We start from the raw sequence: 18,389 nt of genomic DNA on the forward strand, positions 1-18,389 counted from the left end.
ATGAACACGATCAATGCGAACGATCAAAGTATGAGAAATATAAGCACGACCGTCCGGGAGGCAGGCGTCGTCGGAGCAGGTGGAGCAGGTTTTCCGACCCATGTCAAGCTCGCCGCCCGAGCAGAGATTGTAGTGGTCAACGGAGCAGAATGTGAACCCATGTTAAAAACCGACCAACAACTGGTAGCACGCTATCCCGAACAACTCATTAAAGGGTTAAAATTAGCCATGGAGGCCACTGGCGCCCAAAAAGGAATTATCGCCTTGAAGGACAAGTATCAGGCCGCCATCGCCGCCTTAGAGCCTTATCTCACCGACCAACTGCAGATCTCGATTATGCCGGATATCTATCCCGCCGGAGATGAAGTCATCACCATCTGGTTAACCACAGGTCGGCGCGTCCCCCCAGGAGGAATCCCCATTAATATCGGGGTCGTGGTTAATAATGTTCAAACCCTCATCAATGTGGCTAAGGCCCATGATGGAAAACCCGTCATCACGCGGACCCTCACCGTCACAGGGGCCGTTAAAAATCCCCTCACCGTCACCGTGCCTATCGGAACTTCCCTGCAGGAAGTCCTTAACCTAGCCGGTGAAGGACGGGGAGACGACCTAGCCTATATCCTCGGAGGCCCCATGATGGGAAGCTTGATCACAGATCTTAGTGCGCCCGTCACCAAGACCACTGGAGGACTCATTGCCCTCCCCAAGGATCACCCGCTCATTAAGCGGAAACAAATGCCGCTGGAAACCGTACTACGCATCGCCAAAACCGTTTGTGAACAATGCAGCTTCTGCACCGAACTCTGCCCACGCCACATGATCGGGCACGAATTATCCCCGCATCGCCTCATCCGAGCCGTGAATTACAAAGCCATGGGAGATCTACAAACCTTGACCAGTGCCCTCACGTGCTCAGAGTGTGGAGTATGTGAAGCCTATGCCTGTCCGGTCGGAATCTCACCGCTAAGGGTCAATCGCGCCTTAAAAGCAGAGCTTCGCGCCCAAGGAGTTAAATATCAAGGAGAACTCAGGAAAGAAGACCCGATGGCCCAACATCGCTTAATCCCCTCGTCACGCTTAGTACAACGCCTAAAATTGGGTCCTTGGTATAAAGAAGCTCCCTTAGCCCTTGAGACCTATGAACCCGAGGAAGTGAGCTTAAGCCTCCAACAACATATAGGGGCCCCGGCTATCCCCGTGGTTAAGGTTGGAGACAACGTTAAACGAGGGCAAGTCGTCGGAGAAATCCCAGAAGGATCCTTAGGAGCTAGGGTCCATGCCAGTCTAGACGGAACCGTCCAACAAGTCACGCCCCAAATGATAACGATACGGAAAGGGGGTGCAACATGATCCATGCCATAGGGCTCGTAGAATTTACCAGTATAGCACAAGGCATCGAATGCGCCGATATCATGGCCAAAACAGCAGACGTCAACATCTTAGTGGCCAAAACCACATGCCCTGGAAAATATATCGTCTTAGTCAGTGGAGACGTGTCAGCAATCCAGCAATCCGTGAACGCAGGGATCGAATTAGGAGCAGAGACCGTCGTCGATTCGTTCGTGATACCCAATGTTCATCCGTCCATCTTACCGGCGATCAGTGGCGCCAATCCCCTGAAAGACATTAAAGCGATCGGGATCATCGAAACGTACAGCGTCGCATCCTTAATCGAAGCAGCGGATGCGGCATTGAAGGCAGGGGAAGTTGAGCCCCTCCTTATACATCTTGCCTTTGGCATAGGCGGCAAGAGTTACACCCTTCTCACAGGGGAAGTTGCATCCGTAAAAGCAGCCGTGGAAGAAGGGAGTGCCTTAGCCAGCGTAAAAGGACTCCTCATACGACAAGTCGTCATACCGCGTCCAGCCAAGAAACTGATCGAAAGCCTAGTATAAGTTCGATGATCGAAGTGCGACCTTCGTTGTTCGAACATTGAGGATCGAACAGACTACGAACTACAAGTATCGAACCACGAAAAGGAGGTGTAACTATGGGGCGTTTTATTTCAGCGGCCGTTTTAAGAGAAATGGCCAAAGTGGATAAAAACATTGTATTAGACGAAGACAGCGTACTGACTCCCTCAGCTAAAGATCTTGCAAAAGAGTTAGGGATTAGCATAAGCAAAGGAAGGCAAGAAATCATTAGCCAAAGTGTTTTCGGTCAATCGATGGTTGGACAAACGGCTGATCAAACCAGTTCGCAGCAAGACGTTAAGCCAACACAGGAGATTACGGAACCCATCATCCTGAATGATGACATTAAAAAGGCTGTGCAAAAAATTCTGGGTGAGGTCTTGAAACCCGCCTGTGAGAACCCCAGAGCGACTCATGTCAAAGGAGAGAACGTGGTTATTCAACCGTTTCTAGAAGCTCCTCCAGGGCAAAAGGTAGGACTCGTTGATGTGATCGACTCACGCGTGGGAAATCTCGCCTCGGGTTTTATGACCTTTGATCATGCGAAGTTGCCATGGCTTTTAAACTATGATGAAGTAGATTACGTTATAGAGGGAGAGTTTGTCCTCGAAGTTGAGGGCAAAGTTTTCCGCGCCAAAGCAGGCGATGTGGTTTATATCCCAAAGGGAAGCCAAGTAATCTTTTCTTCTCCTACATTTTGTAAAGTTTTTTATGCAACCTATCCTGCGAATTGGGCAGATTTTTGTGAATAAGGATATTATATTGAACTAAGGCTATCTGTATACTCTTCCTGAAAAGGAAGAGTTTTTTATGGCTGGCTTTATTGCCTCTTTAATAAAGAGGCAATTACAATTACTATGCCGTAGCGGGCAATTGGAGTCGCTTGACAAAAGAGGGGCTTTGGATAATACGGTGGGTTGTTATCTACGGGGATCATACTGGAGTGCCCAAATACTATAATGGTGAGGTCAAACAGGTTCAGCCACAGCAAAGCTGGTGGCTCGATGACAGTAAACGAATACCGCTTATTATCTATCATAAAGGGATGGACGGACGTGAGATCGAGACTACAGGGGGGCAATTGATACGATGCCCACGATAGCCTATCTGATGGGGGTAAATGAAGACCGCTATAATAACACAGTGATGGGACGAAATCTGCTAAATACCAAAAAGGAATTCGCTGTTTTGTCCAGCCGGCTGTTTATGGGATAAGCTGAAACTAGTAATGAACAGGAGAACCGAATTAAAGGACTTGATATTGCGGTTCTCATCATTCGAAAAAATTACTTTAAGGAAGTAGGGTATAAATAAGGAGGACTTTGACAATTTTCGACGAAATTACAGATAAGGACTTTTATGTTTGGAAAGAATAGAAATGGTGGTGTATATCTTGGCTGAAAAACAGCGTGTAATTCAAGAATATGTTCCTGGAAAACAAGTGACAATGGCCCATATTATACCGAACCCGCAGGGAGATATTCATGAGAGATTAGGAATCGTAACGACAGGGGCCATTGGTATAATGACAATCACCCCTAGTGAGGCAGCAATTATTGCTGCGGATGCTGCCAGTAAAGCTGGGGATATTGAACTTGGGTTTTTAGATCGCTTTACGGGTTCTCTGGTAATAACAGGTGATGTATCCAGTGTAGAAGCTGCCATACGAGCTGCAGTAAATACACTTGTTAACATTTTAGGGTTTTCATCAACTGAGGTGACTAGAAGTTAATGGGGCGAATACTTCTTATCGGAGGAATCGGGGCCGGCAAAACCACTTTAAAGCAAATGCTTATGAATGAGCAAGTAAGCTATCAAAAAACTCAAATGATCGATTATACTCACGCCTTTATTGATTGTCCGGGCGAATATCTGGAGATTCCTCGATTTTATCATGTCTTAATTGATGCCAGTCATCAAGTTTCTGAGATTTGGGCGCTCCAAGATTCAACAAAACAGAGAGCATTTTATCCACCAAAGTTTTCAAAGGTTTTCCGCAAGCCTATTATTGGAATTATTACTAAAGTGGATTTACCGAAAGCCGATATTAAACAAGCGAGTTCTTTTTTGCATTATGCAGGCATCGAAGAACCCTTTTATATAACATCTGTCATGAATGGGGAAGGAGTTGCTCCTTTACGCATGCGATTGGAGGAGTTAAATGAATCTCGCAGCCGTTAAGGACTTATGTAAAAAATACACAAACCTTACTGAAGAGGATATAAAGATTTTAGAAACAATGGCTCTGCAAATCCCTCATACTGCTCAGTTGACAGAGACGGATATCTTTATTGATGCTCCCTTGAAAGATGGAATGGATGCAGTGGTATTAGCATGGGCCCCTCCGGAAAAACGTTCCTTATATAATCATAGTGTGGTCGGTGAATTGGCTTTGGCTACCAGTGAACCGGCAGTTTATCAGACGTTAAAGACAGGGGAAACTTGTCGTAATGTAAGGGGAGTCAGCCAAGAAGGGATTCCAATTGCTCAGACAGTTGTTGCTATTCGTAATCCGGCAAATGATGTAATCGGCACGTTAATCATGGAGCGGGATATTTCGGAAGAATTACGCCAAGAAGAACAAGTGGAGTTTTTGACCCAAACCGCAGAACGATTGAGTAATACTCTGATGTATTTGTCAATGACAGGTTCTCAGTTTGAAAACTGGGTTGGTAATGGAATATTTGTTTTAAATAAACATAGCAAGATCACATATGTTAACCAAAAAGCTGCTAAAATTTTTCAAGAGTATCATGGCTTTGAGGCTCTGGGGCAAGATTTCTTGTTCACTATGTTTAATTGCACTTCATTACAAGAACTATTAGATATGCTTGAAAACCCTGTTGAGTTCTGTATCTTAAATAAAAGTTATCTTTTTGAGGCTTATCCTTTAGTAACTTATGGAGATTTAAGTGGTTGTGTCATATCGTTTAGAGATATCACAGATCTGCGCAAAAAGGAGCAGGAACTCAATGCTAAGAGTACCGTTATAAGGGAAATTCACCACCGAGTAAAAAACAATCTTCAAAATGTTGCAGCTTTGCTTCGCTTACAGATGAGACGGTCGGATTTAGAAGTTGTCAAAGCAGAGTTTTCGGCCAGCATCAATCGAATTATATCCATTGCTATGGTCCATGATGTTTTCGCCTGTCAAAATTGTGATTCCGTTGATTTAAGGGAACTCTGCCAACGTATACTTAGTAGTTTATTAGAAAGTTCCATGTCACCTGAGCAGTGCATCGAGGCTCATGTCGAAGGACAAACTCTTCATCTGCCGAGTATACAAGCTGTTCCTTTAGCGCTCGTCATTAATGAACTCTTGACGAACAGCTTCAAACATGGGGTTCGTTTCTTAGAAAAGGGTCTTATTATCTTATCAATCACAGAAAAAAGAGGAACGATAACTCTTACAGTTAGAGATAATGGACCAGATCCAGACAGGCCTTTTGATCAAGTAAAGCAAAAGCGCTTGGGTTTACAGATCGTTGATTCACTAGTGAGAGACCAATTAGGTGGAGAGTCTAAAATGGAACGTATAGAAGGAATGACGATTGTAACGGTTAGCTTTCCAAAACATAGTTCGGAGGGACAGTTATGAGCGTACTATCCATCTTAATTGCCGATGATGAGGCACTCATTCGCTTGGATATTAAAGAAATGTTGCAAGGGGCAGGACATATTGTTTGCGCTGAAGCAAATAATGGCCTGAAAGCTGTTAAATTGGCTAAATCGTTCGCTCCAGATTTGGCGATTCTTGATGTGATGATGCCAGGGCTTAATGGCCTGGAAGTGGCAAAGATCTTGCACTCTATGAACATTCCCGTCTTATTGCTTACTGCCTACAGTCAGTCCAAATTTATTAATCGAGCAGAGAAAGTTAGCGTGTATGGCTATCTTGTCAAACCTATTACTGAACGAGATCTTCTACCTGCCATCCAAATTGCTTATGCTCGCTGGAGAGAGATGCAAGCCGTCCGTGCGAAATTGGAAAACACCCAGCTGGAATTACAAAGTCAAAAAACGATTGATCGAGCCCGTTCTATCCTCGCAGAACGCAATGGAATTAGTGACTATGAAGCGCATCAATTACTTATTCATCAGGCCATGGATCTTCGAATTACGGTTGTAAAACTGGCAGCTCAAATTGTCAATGAGGATATTAAGGTTTCAAAAAAAAGATAATCAGAAAGATTTTGACAATAGGGCTCTTCATCGCATCCAGAGTTACCGAGATGGGATGAAGGGTCTTTGATTTTTTTTTATGGTTATGGCAAAACTATTGACAATTAATTTTTTACAGAGGTGAACTATAAAGTGTTAAAGGAATTGGCTCAGGAAATTGCAAAATCAATAAGCGAGATTATTGGTTATCATCTTCTTATTACTGATGAATTCGGTATAATAATTGGATGTTCTGATGATATAAATAGATTAGAAACCCTTCATCGTGCTTCTTTAGAGGTTATAAAATCAGGTAAACCTAAATTCCATGATCTTCAGGAAGCGCAACGTTTGGAAGTTAAGCCGGGTTATACCGCGCCAATCCAATTAGCTAATAAAGTTGTTGGTACAGTTGCTATAGGGGGTGAACCTGAAGATGTTGGCAAATTTATTTCTATTGTCAAAAAACAGGTTGAGATCTTGTTGCGTCAGGAGATTATACTCAAGTCCTCCCTTCTGCGGGAACGGGCTCTGCAAAATTTAATACAGGAGATTTCGGTCTTTGACCCGGATACTAAAGATGAAGGCCTTCTTATAATTCGAGGGCAAGAACTTGGCTATAATCTAACTAGGCCATATATTGCCATTGTTATTGATCTGTATCAATTTAGTAATATTACTCAAGAAATCTATCAACATTCATCAATTGAAGATTCGCCGGAAATGATGATTCAATTGATGAAAATAAGGGTGGATAATACTATAAAAAATGCTTTTAATTCTACCGAAGATATATCGACTTCAATAGCAAATGACAAATTTGTTGTATTACATGCCATTAATCAAAGACAATCTGAAAATGAAATAATAGCACAAGTGAAAAAGAAATGTTTCGAATTAGAAATTAATCTTCAGAAGCTTGATACCAGAGCTACTATGGGTATTGGTTCAGTATCAGGGAATATATCCCAGTTGCGAAATTCATATAGAGAAGCTTGGAGAGCATTAACCATCGGAAAAAGGAATAATCGATTGCCCATGATTTTTAGTATCAATGATTTGTATTTAGAAGAACTGCTTTCCAGTGTAAATAAGAATATTTCTCAAAAGTTTGTGGTAAATGTATTGTACAGTTTGCAAAAACAATCTGATTGGGATGAACTATCCCGAACTATATGTGTTTGGTGTGAATCAGGTTTCAGTCCTATCAATACTTCTAAGAATTTAGACATTCATAAGAATACTTTATTTTATAGACTAACAAAAATCGAACAAATAAGTGGGTTTAATTTGCGCAATTTTAGAGAGTCAATTACTCTATATTTTGCTGTGAAAGTTCAGATTTTAAATAATGATCTCTCAAAGAAAATGAAGCAAGTTTGATTAAGACCAGTTAAAAGAATTAGTTGGAAAAAAAAGAAGTTTTTTTACTAAAGTAGCTGTATTAAGCTACTTTTTTTTGATTCGTACAGTCCTTAGTAAATGCTGATCGCAAGGCTAATTAGGTGAGTCTGGGCAAGTTTCAAAGGTAGTTGTATCAGCATACTAAAAATTTGTACATTATCTTAATCAATTTTGTTCTCTCGTTCCAATGAAATAAAGTCCTACAATAGATATACTTATCTTAAATTTAAACAGAATCAGAATTATCGCACTTATCTGCCTCGGTTAACAAGGACCTATTTGAAAAGCTTCGTACAATGAAAAGCGTAAGAGACCGATGTTCAATCTCTACCTAACATCACTGGTACGAATTGTCTGGAAGTTTTCCTGCAAATTTTAACTGAATGGAGGGGGCAAGCTAAATTTAATTAATTAACACAAACAACCAAAAATAGAAGGAGGAATTATTATGAGAAATAAAAAATTAGTTTATGTTGTATTAGCGGTCTTTGTTATAAGTATACTTACACTGACAGGATGCGGGCAAAATAAAGTCGCGGATTCTAAAGATGCTGCAACTCCTCAAAAAACAATCAAAATTCGCATGGCAGGACAATATCCGTCTGATCACCCTGGTACACAAGCTATGACGAAATTAAAGGAGACAGTAGAGGCTAAGACAAATGGTAGAATTCAAATGACACTCTATCCTGCTAACCAACTGGGAGACTATACCTTGATTTATGATGAAATTATGAAGGGTACCATTGAGATGGCTCTTATTTCTATACCAAGTGGACATGACCCCAAACTAGAACTAACTTATGTACCCTCCATTGCAGAAAATTATGACCAGGTCAGAAAGCTTTATAGTCAGGGATCCTATATTTACAATACAATGGATCAACTCAATAATGCCTTAAATGTAAAACTTTTAGGTTTCAATGTAGAAGGATTTGGTGGACTGGGCATGACTAAACTGCCAGAGGATCCTGCCTCAGTTACAAGCAAAAAGAATGTCCTACTCCGGGTTCCACCTATGGATGTTTTCAAAGTATGGGCTGATGATATGAATTACACCACTGTTACTGTACCTTATGCAGAATTGTATACCGCACTACAGACTGGGGTTGCAGATGGCTGGAGCGGCGGAACCCCGGTTTCAAATTGGCTGGGATTTAGGGATGTTCTAAAATACTATATTCCAGTTAATAATTTCGTTGAAAACACTTCTTACGTGATGAATTTAGATTTGTGGAAATCTTTGAGTGCTGAAGATCAAAAAATCATCGCAGATACTACAGCCGAATTATCAACAGAGAGCGTTGATATTTCCCAAAAGAGCGACAAACAATATATGGATGAGATGAAAAAAGCAGGAATTAAAGTTATTGAGTTATCTGATGCCGACCTTAAGACTCTTGCTGATCAAACGCGTAAAACTAGCTGGCCTAAATTAAACAATCGTTTAGGGAAAGAAATAATGGATGGCCTTTTGAAGGAATACAAATAGTCAAAAGTAGCAAGTACAAGCTGTTGGGGGAGGGGATTTTGCCTTAACGCAAAGCATCCTCCCTTAATCATTGAAAAGTATAGGGAAACCTTAACTTTGAAAAAGGAGTACCTTGAATGATAGAAAGGAGGAGTTAATTTGGGGTCAAATTCATTAGGTATAAAGCAAATCGCTAGAATTTCATGGGAGGCCCTTTTAAAATTCCAGCGTTCTGTAATGATAGTTTGCAGTTTAATGATAGTTATTGGTATCAGTTTAGGGGCTACTTTACGGTATATATTTAAAACAGACCTTTATGGAATGGAGGAAATAATCGTAATTTTTGCCTTTTGGCTATATTTCATGGGTGGATCATACGGTAGCTATCAGAAAAATCATATTACTGCTGATTTAGTGTCGGTGTATGTTACCAGCCCTAAAATCCGAAGCATTGTAATGCTGATTAGTTCTCTTATTACAACAGGTTTGTGTTATATGGCTACTTATTATGCCGTGAGTTTTTTTTCTTGGAGTTTAATCAAAGGAGGCACAAGTTCTGTTTGGCGAATTCCGATAGTCATTCCACAAGGTGCAATCTTTCTAAGCTTTAGCTTAATGTCTTTTTACTTCACGATTCATTTAATAGACGATATAAAGAAATTGAAATTATTAATTCTCAATAAGTAAATCCTCTGGTAATAATTTATCTTAGACGGGGGGGGATTGAATGATTGTTGGAATTGCGTTATTAATACTTGTAATTACATTACTTTTGGGAGTGCCAGTCCCTTTTGCATTTTTTGCATCAGTTATCTTTTTGATCTTCACGCAAGGATATGACCCGAGTTTTTTATTGCCTTATGGATATAGCAAAATGAGCACAACTGTTTTACTAGCTATTCCATTATTCATTCTCGCTGGAGGATTAATGGAGAAGGGTAAAATTGGCGAAAAATTAGTGGGCTTGGTTGAACTATTTGTTGGAAGTATCAAAGGAGCACTTGGAGTAGTAACAGTTGTCTCTTGTGCTGTTTTTGGGTCCATTACAGGTAGTGCGGCAGCCACATTATCTGTCATTGGGTCGATCATGTTTCCACGCTTGGAAAAAGCAGGTTATCCTAAAGGATTTTCCGCAGCACTAATTGCTAATTCCTCTGTCTTAGGTATGTTGATACCACCAAGTTCTATCATGATTCTTTATGCTTGGATTGGAAATCAGTCAGTTCTGGCAAGTTTTCTAGCGTCAGTAATCCTAGGTATCATCTTGATGACGTTGTTATCTTTAGTAAATATGGTCTATTTAAGAAAGAATCCTGATTTAGTCATCAATGAAAAAATGGACTATAAAACATTTTCCCGAGAAGCAAAAAAAAGAACCTTCAAAGCTTCCCCGGCTTTGGTTATGCCAATCCTAGTTCTAGGAGGGATTTATGGAGGGATAGTGACACCTACTGAAGCAGCTGCTATCGCCGTTGTATATGCTATTCCTGTAGGGTTCTTCATCTATAAAGGTTTAAACCGCCAGAACTTTTTACAGGTCATCATTGATAGCGCTGTCACAACTGGTGTAATAATGGTCATGTTATACGCTGTAATGATCTTAAGTCGTTTATATATTATGGAGAATCTCCCGGCGACGATCATGTCTGTCCTTCAGTCAATTTCAACGAACAAAATTGTTATCATGTTAATGATTAACGTTTTCATGATTATAATTGGAATGTTAATGGATGATGTTAGTGCGGTCTTGCTTTGTACACCCATTCTTTTGCCCATTGTCACCCAGCTAGGAGTAAGTACGATTCAATTTGCAGCCATCGTCGGCGTTAATCTGGGAATGGGTAATATAACTCCTCCAACGGCTCCCTTGCTCTACCTCGCAGGCCGTATTGGTGGGGCCCCCATCAATGAGATGCTTAAACCTACTTTCGCAATGTTATTGTTCGCCTGGACACCAACATTACTACTTACCACTTATTTCCCGATTATCTCTACTTGGTTACCGAAATTAATTTTGCAACATTAACATGCAAGTCCAAAATTACTATCTGCGGCAACGATTTATCTAAGAAGCATTAAGACTAGAACACAAGATATAGTAGGAGGAGATTTTCATGAAAAACAATAACAAGATAGCTATCCTTGGTGGAGGTCATGGAGCTCATGCCATGGCAGCGGATTTAACGTTACGTGGATTTAGTGTAAACATGTACGAAATGCCTGAATACAAACATAATTTGGCAAATTTATTTCAAACTGAAACCATAGAAGTGACAGGGGTTATCCAGGGGACTGTCAAGCTTGAGAAGGTAACATCCGATATTGAAGAAGCCATAAAAGACGTGAAATATATCGTGCTTGTGGTTCCGGCCTTTGCTCATACATCTTATGCAAAGTTATTGAAAGGCAAAGTAAACAAAGAACAAATAATTATTTTATATCCAGGAGCCTTTGGATCGTTACTATTGAAAGAAGTTTTTGGAGAAGATGACGGACCAGTCATTACCGAAGTAAATAACTTACCGTATGATACAAGGAGTACATCTCCAGGTAAAGTGAATATCTTTGGTTTAAATAAGGTGAATATTGCTTTTTTGCCTGCTGAAAAGTCTGAAGAATTACTTGAGGATATTCGCAGGATTCATCCTTTTGAAAAAGTGTATGCAGATGTTTTGGAATGTGGGTTAAGCATAGTTAATCCTGCAGTACATGCAGGGCCATGTCTCCTTAATATTGGCTCTATTGAATATTGGGCTAGAGGCGATTTTTATGTATACGAACATGGCTTTACCCCATCAGCAGCTAAAGTTAATATACAAATTGACGAGGAAAGAAAGGCTATTGGCAGAAAGTTAGGATACAAACTTACCCCAATAGAGGATTTCACTGGTATGCAGGAAGGTTATGACTGGAAAGAACTGTACCTTAATATCCATGGGAATATTTCTTTGACTCCGATCGTGGGACCAAATGATATTAATAGCAGGTATTTAACTGAAGACGCACCCTACGGTTTGGTACCATGGAGCACGATTGCCAAGGAAGTCGGGGTCGTTACTCCAATCATCGATGCAGTAGTAAATGTCTATTCTGTCATACACGAAAGATCGTGGTGGGAAGAAGGAAGGACAGCTAATGTGTTAGGTCTAGCAGGGATGACAGTAGAAGAGATTAAGGAGTATGTGAAAACTGGCAAGAAAAAGTAAATGCAATGAAAAAATTTGAATCTCCGATAAATTATTATTGAATTGAGCTTATTTAAGAAGGAGAAAATCTATCGGATAGCGAACTACCTATATTTATAAGATGGAAACAGCTCTACCTATCAGCTATGTCCGTTTATACAAAGGAATAGTGGGCAATAATGCCCTTTATCACAGCCTGGACCTTCTGGGGTGTGATAAAGGGCATTAATTTTTTTCTAAGAAAGGAGATATTGGATATAGATGATAATCCCTTGGTAGGTATCAAGTGTCCCATCGAATAAATTAGAGGAGGTTTTTGTGTGACAACAGAGACTAAATTAGTGACACCCGGAACTGATGGAAATGCACATTTATCCAGAGTACTAAAACCAATTCATTTATGGGCTCTCGCAGTAGGTTTAGTCATCTCGGGAAACTATTTCGGCTGGAGCTATGGATTTGGGGCAGGTGGGCCTATGGGATTAGCCTTAGCCTTAATTCCAGTCACGATCTTTTATGTAACCTTTATCTTGTCTTACTCTGAGTTGGCAACGGCGATACCCCATGCTGGTGGTCCTTCGGCCTATGCACGCAGAGCAATGGGTCCTTTTTGGGGGTATATGAATGGAATAAGCTGCTTAATTGAATTTGTGTTTGCGCCTCCTGCCATTGCGCTGGCTGTTGGTGGGTATATTAACTTTCTAGTTCCCTCCGTCCCAACCTTGACTGCAGCGGTTGCCGCTTTTTTGTTTTTTATCTTTGTGAACTACTTAGGAATGAAAACCTCAGCTACGGTAGAATTAGTAGTCACCATTATTGCTCTTGTTGGTTTAGTTATTTTCTGGGTTGCCGCGGCTCCTCACTTTTCGATGACAAGAGTTATGGCAGAGCCGCTCCTTCCTTTCGGTATGAAAGGTGTTATGGCAGCCGTTCCTTTCGCCATCTGGTTCTATCTCGCTATTGAAGGCGGAGCCATGGCTGCGGAAGAAATGGTCAATCCGCAGAAAGATATCCCTAAAGGCTTTTTAAGCGGTATGGGAACCTTAATGATTATGGGCTTCCTAACCCTTTTCTTGACGGCAGGTATTGCAGATTACAACTTAGTTTCAGCGGTGGACTTCCCGTTGCCTATCGCTTTAGCTCAAGTCTTTGGCGAAAATGCCTTTATTGTTGTTTTGGTCAATATCATTGGCTTGTTTGGCTTAATTGCTTCCCTGCATGGGATTATCGTAGGTTACTCTCGTCAAACTTATGCGATGGCTCGGACTGGGTATTTGCCTAAATTCTTGGCGTATGTCGACCCTAAACGTCATACTCCAGTCTGGGCATTGTTAGTCCCTGGACTTGTTGGACTAGGTGTCGTTCTCACGGGGCAGACTGCAATCGTGATTACCATTGCAGTTATTGGTTCTGTTGCCCTCTATATGCTTAGCTTAATCAGTCTGTTTATCTTACGCTCCAAAGAACCCAATCTCAAAAGACCCTTTAAAGTATCGTATCCAATAGTCCCAGTCATTAGCTTTATTACGGGCATTTTTCTGACGATAAGTGTCTTAGTTTCCAGTATACCCGCTTTGAAATGGACAGCGCTTGTTTATTTCATTGCTATCGCCTACTACTTTGTTTGGGGTAACAAGAATATTAGGCCCTTTGAGGAAGAGTTTGGCGTTTTAGATGAACTGGATGCCTAATACGTATCTGGAAAAAGCCTTCTTAAAAGATTGGAGTTAATGAAAAAAACATGGCTAAAGAGATGACTCTAGTCAGTGTGGGGATCGATGTCGGAACAACAACGACTCAGTTGGTCATTTCGCAGCTCACCTTAGTCAATGTAATGCCTGGTAGTCAAGTGCCAAAAGTTGAAATTAGCCATAAAAGTATCTCCTATATGGGTAAGGTTCACTTCACGCCCTTTGAAGATCGACAGCATGTTGATGGTGCTGCACTTCGCAAAATTATTGCGAAGGAATATGAGAAGGCGGGCGTGAAGCCGGAACAGATTGACACTGGGGCCATTATTATTACTGGGGAGACAGCTAAAAAGGAGAATGCCTCAGAAATTATCCATTCTTTAGCAGATTATGCGGGAGATTTTGTCGTAGCGACGGCTGGACCAGATCTCGAAAGTGTGATCGCTGGAAAAGGATCGGGAGCTGAGGCGCTCTCCAAGCGCTTACAGGCGTGTATTGCCAACATCGACATCGGTGGAGGGACTACGAATATTGCTTTTTTTGATCGTGGTAAGTGCATAGGGACGGCATGTATCAATGTTGGAGGTAGACTATTCGAAGTTGATCCCATGTCCCACCGCTTAATATACATTTCCCCACCTGCTCAGAAGATAATGAATTATTGTTATTCGAACACTTCCAAAACTCAAAGTGGGGACGAATTGGCTTTGATTCAAACCTGCTTACGAAGTATGGTAGAATGCGTTGAAAGGATCATCTTTCAGGAACCTCTACTCGCACAGGACGAGCCCTTAGTCATGACGAATTTGTTGCCAGATGTCAAAATCGAAGGAGTGGTCTTTTCTGGAGGGGTCGCAAAGTATATCTATCTTCCTGGGATCAAGGAATGGTGGATCCATGGGGATGTTGGGCCACTCTTGGCAGAAGCGTTTCATGATAGTCGGATTTATTCATCTCATTCCGTACACGAGGGGTCCGAGACAATCCATGCCACAGTGCTCGGTGCAGGAGCACACACGATGAATGTATCAGGATCGACAATTACGGTCGGCAAGAATACACTTCCGTTACGAAATGTACCTGCAGTGTTTCCGGAATTGGAAGCGTCGGGTAGGTTTACGTGGCTTAAATCCTCAGAGAATTATATCGACTCTCTCTATCGTACGGTTGCGCTAATAATCCCACCCTTGCCTAATACGGACTTTCTAACGATTCTTACCCTTGCAGAAAATCTAGCCTGTGAGCTTCCTTTAATAAAGGGAGAGCCTAAAGTGATCATCGCCCAACAGGATATTGCTAAAGTGCTTGGACAAACTCTGCAAAGACTTCTTCCTGCTATGCCATTGGTTTGTTTGGATGGTATCGAACTTGCCTTTGGAGATTTTCTGGATATCAATAAACCATTGCCCCATCAAGATGCGGTGCCTGTGATTGTCAAAACCTTAGTATTTGCCCGTTAATAGTCTCGATAGAAGGGATGTGAAATCGTGAATCTCAAGACACGACTTTTTGGTCAAACTTTTAAATTTAAAGATGTAAAAGATGTTCTGGCGAAAGCGAACGAAATTAAGTCAGGAGATATTCTAGCTGGAATTGCGGCCGAAGATGCCGCAGAGCGGATCGCTGCAAAACGAGTCTTATCGGAACTTACTTTAGAAGATTTACGGAGGAATCCGGTCATTCCGCTTGAGGAAGACGAAGTATCACGCATTATTGATGCCGATGTCAACGAACCGATCTATCACACAATTAAGAACTGGAGTGTTGCAGAGTTTCGAGAGTATGTTCTTAGAACTGAAACTACTGGATCTGCCCTCCATAGGATCAGTCGCGGTCTCACCTCAGAGATGGTCGCTGCCGTAGCTAAACTTATGAGCAACCTCGACTTGATATTAGGTGCTGCCAAAATTCAAAATCTGGCGCATTGTAATACCACGATAGGAAAAGCAGGATGCCTAGCGTCTCGGCTTCAACCGAATCATCCCACAGATGGGGTTGATGGGATTTTAGCCAGTTTACGTGAAGGCTTGTCCTATGGTGTGGGAGACGCGGTATTAGGACTTAATCCCGTTGACGATTCCGTACCCGCTACCATCCGTAGCTTGGAAACCCTTTATCAGTTTGTTGAGGAATGGAAGATACCTACTCAGATTTGCGTATTAGCGCATATCACAACTCAAATGAAGGCCTTGAGAAAAGGGGCTCCCATTCATTTATTATTCCAATCGATTGCTGGTTCACAGGTTGGGAACGAAGCTTTTGGAGTCACCAAAGAAATTTTAGACGAAGCGTATACCCTAGGATTAAAAGAGGGTCGCGCAACAGGACCTAATATTATGTATTTCGAAACGGGACAAGGCTCGGAACTTTCGTCTGAGGCACATCATGGTGCTGACCAAGTTACCTTAGAGGCACGCTGTTATGGGTTAGCGCGTCGTTATAACCCCTTTTTAGTGAATACCGTCGTTGGCTTTATCGGTCCAGAATATCTCTATGATACTCGTCAAGTGACTAGGGCAGGTCTTGAAGACCATTTCATGGGTAAACTTACGGGCTTACCGATGGGGGTTGATGCTTGTTACACCAACCATATGAAAGCAGATCAAAATGATATTGAAAATCTGGCGACTCTCCTTGCAGCGGCAGGCTGTACGTATTTCATGGGGATCCCTATGGGGGATGATGTGATGTTAAATTACCAGTGTACTAGCTACCATGACATTGCGACCTTAAGAGAACTATTTAACTTGAGACCGCTACCCGAGTTTGAGGCTTGGGCAGAATCCATGGGAATCCTAGCCAAGGGTAGACTTACGGCCCGTGCTGGGGATGCCACTATATTCACAAGGTAAGGGGGGGATAAGAAGATGAGCTTGGAAGATAGTGTTCGCCTGATCGTGGAAGAGTTGCTTAAAGGAATGGAGAAGGGAAAGAATCAAAGTTCCAACAATGCTTCACCTTTAGCAAATTCATCGATAGTAGACGAATGTCAGATAACAGATTTAGCAGAAATCGATTTGCAACGTTATTTACAGGTACCTAATCCAGTCAATAAGGCACTCTATGAAGAGATGAAACTTTCTACTCCCGCTCGAATCGGAGTTTGGCGAAGTGGACCCCGTCCTTTGACGGATACGTTACTTCGTTTTCGCGCAGATCACGCTGTTGCGCAAGACTCAGTGCTCGGTGAAGTTCCAGAAGAATTCCCAGCGAAGTATAATATGGTTTCCGTTCAGACCCTTTGCCTGTCAAAAGATGAATATCTTACCCGGCCAGACTTAGGAAGAAAACTTAATGACGAGAATTTAGTGTTTCTCACGAATGGCTGCCCAAAAGGTGCTACGGTCCAAATTATCGTTTCCGACGGATTATCCAGTAAAGCAGTTGAAGCTAACATTCCTAATCTTCTTCCAGCCTTAATCCAGGGCCTCGAAGGAATGGGTGTAAAACTGGGAACCACAATCTTTGTTCGAAATGGTCGGGTCGCTGTGATGGATACCATCGGTGAAGAGTTAAAACCTGAAGTTGCTGTGATCCTGATTGGAGAACGCCCAGGTTTGGGAACTGCCGAGAGTATGAGTGCCTATATGGGCTATAATCCAAGACTAGGTATGGTCGAGAGTGAGCGAACCGTGATCAGTAATATTCACAAAGGAGGGACTCCGGCAGCAGAAGCAGGCGCGCATCTGGCTAGCTTAATTAAGAAGATCCTGGATGCTAAAGCGTCGGGTGTTAATCTAGAGTAGAGGGTAGCGACACGCAACCCTTTATTATAATTATTGCGAACTACGATGATTAACTTGGCGGCTTAGGCGGCGACAAAAGGGAGTATAGTTAATTTCTAGTTGTCCCTATATAATGAAGATAGTAGTGTAAATAATATTAACAAAAATTTATAAACGAGAGAGTAAAGGGGGAAAAACACAAATGGCTATAAGAGCAGATCTCGTAGCACTAGGCATGGTAGAAACCCGTGGAATCGTAGGAGCCATCGAAGCGGCCGATGCCATGGTCAAAGCAGCGAATGTCACCTTAATCGGGAAAGTAAAAGTAGGAGGCGCCTTAGTCACGGTCATGGTCCGAGGAGATGTCGGAGCCGTAAAAGCCTCGGTCGATGCCGGAGCCGCTGCAGCCGAGAGAGTCGGAGAACTCGTCAGCTGTCACGTGATCCCGCGCCCGCATCCGGAACTTGAAGCCATCCTGCCTAAATTACCGGTTATCGAAGAAAAGCCGAAAACCAAAAACGTCGAGAATACCAAATAAATCGTCGGAACTAAGCAAAACGTCCGGCATTAATAGGGAGGGTAACCATGATAGAGCCCATTAAGCCAAAAGTATTAGCCGTTAGATTAATCCCCAATGTGGCCCCGGATCTTGCCGAGAAATTGGGCCTCACAGGGTATCAGCGTTCCATCGGCATGATCACCGCCGACATCGATGATTCAACCTACGTCGCCTTAGACGAAGCCACGAAAAAAGCCGAAGTCGAAGTCGTTTATGCCAAAAGCTTCTATTGCGGAGCGGCACGAGCCTCAGGGCCCTTATCCGGAGAAATCATCGG

The 18,389-nt window shown here is 42.2% G+C and carries 19 protein-coding genes; all 19 read left to right on the forward strand.

Annotated features, from left to right (window positions below):
* Window positions 1–30: 30 nt before the first annotated feature.
* A complete protein-coding gene (locus JL57_RS26980; RefSeq protein ID WP_291300642.1) occupies window positions 31–1,353 on the forward strand; it encodes a 4Fe-4S dicluster domain-containing protein in 1,323 nt (440 codons plus the stop codon).
* Entirely contained in the window at window positions 1,350–1,898 is a 549-nt protein-coding gene (locus JL57_RS26985) for a BMC domain-containing protein (RefSeq protein ID WP_034144988.1), read from the forward strand. Before JL57_RS26980 ends, JL57_RS26985 begins: the two co-directional genes overlap by 4 nt.
* A 95-nt stretch (window positions 1,899–1,993) precedes the next feature.
* Window positions 1,994–2,668, forward strand: coding sequence for a cupin domain-containing protein (locus tag JL57_RS26990; RefSeq protein ID WP_034144989.1), 675 nt, complete (start codon window positions 1,994–1,996; stop codon window positions 2,666–2,668).
* A 337-nt stretch (window positions 2,669–3,005) separates the two neighbouring features.
* A complete protein-coding gene (locus tag JL57_RS35710; protein ID WP_291300639.1) occupies window positions 3,006–3,131 on the forward strand; it encodes a hypothetical protein in 126 nt (41 codons plus the stop codon).
* Between the two features lie 163 nt (window positions 3,132–3,294).
* On the forward strand, window positions 3,295–3,648 hold the full coding sequence (locus tag JL57_RS27000; RefSeq protein WP_034144991.1) for a BMC domain-containing protein: 354 nt from the start codon (window positions 3,295–3,297) through the stop codon (window positions 3,646–3,648).
* Window positions 3,648–4,097, forward strand: coding sequence for a EutP/PduV family microcompartment system protein (locus tag JL57_RS27005; RefSeq protein ID WP_034144992.1), 450 nt, complete (start codon window positions 3,648–3,650; stop codon window positions 4,095–4,097). Before JL57_RS27000 ends, JL57_RS27005 begins: the two co-directional genes overlap by 1 nt.
* Complete coding sequence (locus JL57_RS27010; RefSeq protein WP_034144993.1) at window positions 4,078–5,514, forward strand: sensor histidine kinase; 1,437 nt, start codon at window positions 4,078–4,080, stop codon at window positions 5,512–5,514. Before JL57_RS27005 ends, JL57_RS27010 begins: the two co-directional genes overlap by 20 nt.
* Entirely contained in the window at window positions 5,511–6,098 is a 588-nt protein-coding gene (locus JL57_RS27015) for an ANTAR domain-containing response regulator (protein WP_034144994.1), read from the forward strand. Before JL57_RS27010 ends, JL57_RS27015 begins: the two co-directional genes overlap by 4 nt.
* A gap of 132 nt (window positions 6,099–6,230) precedes the next feature.
* Complete coding sequence (locus tag JL57_RS27020; RefSeq protein ID WP_034144995.1) at window positions 6,231–7,460, forward strand: sugar diacid recognition domain-containing protein; 1,230 nt, start codon at window positions 6,231–6,233, stop codon at window positions 7,458–7,460.
* 469 nt (window positions 7,461–7,929) lie between these two features.
* Entirely contained in the window at window positions 7,930–8,973 is a 1,044-nt protein-coding gene (gene dctP, locus JL57_RS27025; protein WP_045691204.1) for a TRAP transporter substrate-binding protein DctP, read from the forward strand.
* Between the two features lie 138 nt (window positions 8,974–9,111).
* Window positions 9,112–9,639: a TRAP transporter small permease gene (locus tag JL57_RS27030; protein ID WP_291300640.1), complete on the forward strand. Its 528-nt coding sequence runs from the start codon at window positions 9,112–9,114 to the stop codon at window positions 9,637–9,639.
* Window positions 9,640–9,679: 40 nt separating this feature from the next.
* Window positions 9,680–10,978: a TRAP transporter large permease gene (locus JL57_RS27035; protein ID WP_291300641.1), complete on the forward strand. Its 1,299-nt coding sequence runs from the start codon at window positions 9,680–9,682 to the stop codon at window positions 10,976–10,978.
* Window positions 10,979–11,066: 88 nt separating this feature from the next.
* Window positions 11,067–12,158, forward strand: coding sequence for an NAD/NADP octopine/nopaline dehydrogenase family protein (locus JL57_RS27040; RefSeq protein WP_034144996.1), 1,092 nt, complete (start codon window positions 11,067–11,069; stop codon window positions 12,156–12,158).
* Window positions 12,159–12,457: 299 nt separating this feature from the next.
* The gene (eat, locus tag JL57_RS27045; protein ID WP_034144997.1) at window positions 12,458–13,828 is read left to right on the forward strand and encodes an ethanolamine permease; all 1,371 of its coding nucleotides are present in this window, start codon (window positions 12,458–12,460) and stop codon (window positions 13,826–13,828) included.
* Window positions 13,829–13,878: 50 nt separating this feature from the next.
* Window positions 13,879–15,288, forward strand: a complete 1,410-nt coding sequence (locus JL57_RS27050) for an ethanolamine ammonia-lyase reactivating factor EutA (protein ID WP_034144998.1) — start codon at window positions 13,879–13,881, stop codon at window positions 15,286–15,288.
* 27 nt (window positions 15,289–15,315) lie between these two features.
* Window positions 15,316–16,680, forward strand: coding sequence for an ethanolamine ammonia-lyase subunit EutB (locus tag JL57_RS27055; RefSeq protein WP_034144999.1), 1,365 nt, complete (start codon window positions 15,316–15,318; stop codon window positions 16,678–16,680).
* A gap of 15 nt (window positions 16,681–16,695) precedes the next feature.
* Window positions 16,696–17,574: an ethanolamine ammonia-lyase subunit EutC gene (eutC, locus tag JL57_RS27060; RefSeq protein WP_034145000.1), complete on the forward strand. Its 879-nt coding sequence runs from the start codon at window positions 16,696–16,698 to the stop codon at window positions 17,572–17,574.
* A gap of 181 nt (window positions 17,575–17,755) precedes the next feature.
* Entirely contained in the window at window positions 17,756–18,091 is a 336-nt protein-coding gene (locus tag JL57_RS27065) for a BMC domain-containing protein (RefSeq protein ID WP_034145001.1), read from the forward strand.
* Between the two features lie 47 nt (window positions 18,092–18,138).
* Window positions 18,139–18,389: BMC domain-containing protein (locus JL57_RS27070; protein ID WP_034145002.1), on the forward strand; the 251-nt coding region annotated here is incomplete at its 3' end.

Source organism: Desulfosporosinus sp. BICA1-9, from assembly GCF_000802135.1.

What these genes read in the sequence shown, in the direction of transcription:
- JL57_RS26980 (WP_291300642.1), top strand. Translation starts at nt 31, where the DNA reads ATGAGAAATATAAGCACGACCGTCCGGGAGGCAGGCGTCGTCGGAGCA.
- JL57_RS26985 (WP_034144988.1), top strand. Translation starts at nt 1,350, where the DNA reads ATGATCCATGCCATAGGGCTCGTAGAATTTACCAGTATAGCACAAGGC.
- JL57_RS26990 (WP_034144989.1), top strand. Translation starts at nt 1,994, where the DNA reads ATGGGGCGTTTTATTTCAGCGGCCGTTTTAAGAGAAATGGCCAAAGTG.
- JL57_RS35710 (WP_291300639.1), top strand. Translation starts at nt 3,006, where the DNA reads ATGCCCACGATAGCCTATCTGATGGGGGTAAATGAAGACCGCTATAAT.
- JL57_RS27000 (WP_034144991.1), top strand. Translation starts at nt 3,295, where the DNA reads ATGGTGGTGTATATCTTGGCTGAAAAACAGCGTGTAATTCAAGAATAT.
- JL57_RS27005 (WP_034144992.1), top strand. Translation starts at nt 3,648, where the DNA reads ATGGGGCGAATACTTCTTATCGGAGGAATCGGGGCCGGCAAAACCACT.
- JL57_RS27010 (WP_034144993.1), top strand. Translation starts at nt 4,078, where the DNA reads ATGAATCTCGCAGCCGTTAAGGACTTATGTAAAAAATACACAAACCTT.
- JL57_RS27015 (WP_034144994.1), top strand. Translation starts at nt 5,511, where the DNA reads ATGAGCGTACTATCCATCTTAATTGCCGATGATGAGGCACTCATTCGC.
- dctP (WP_045691204.1), top strand. Translation starts at nt 7,930, where the DNA reads ATGAGAAATAAAAAATTAGTTTATGTTGTATTAGCGGTCTTTGTTATA.
- JL57_RS27035 (WP_291300641.1), top strand. Translation starts at nt 9,680, where the DNA reads ATGATTGTTGGAATTGCGTTATTAATACTTGTAATTACATTACTTTTG.
- JL57_RS27040 (WP_034144996.1), top strand. Translation starts at nt 11,067, where the DNA reads ATGAAAAACAATAACAAGATAGCTATCCTTGGTGGAGGTCATGGAGCT.
- JL57_RS27050 (WP_034144998.1), top strand. Translation starts at nt 13,879, where the DNA reads ATGGCTAAAGAGATGACTCTAGTCAGTGTGGGGATCGATGTCGGAACA.
- eutC (WP_034145000.1), top strand. Translation starts at nt 16,696, where the DNA reads ATGAGCTTGGAAGATAGTGTTCGCCTGATCGTGGAAGAGTTGCTTAAA.
- JL57_RS27065 (WP_034145001.1), top strand. Translation starts at nt 17,756, where the DNA reads ATGGCTATAAGAGCAGATCTCGTAGCACTAGGCATGGTAGAAACCCGT.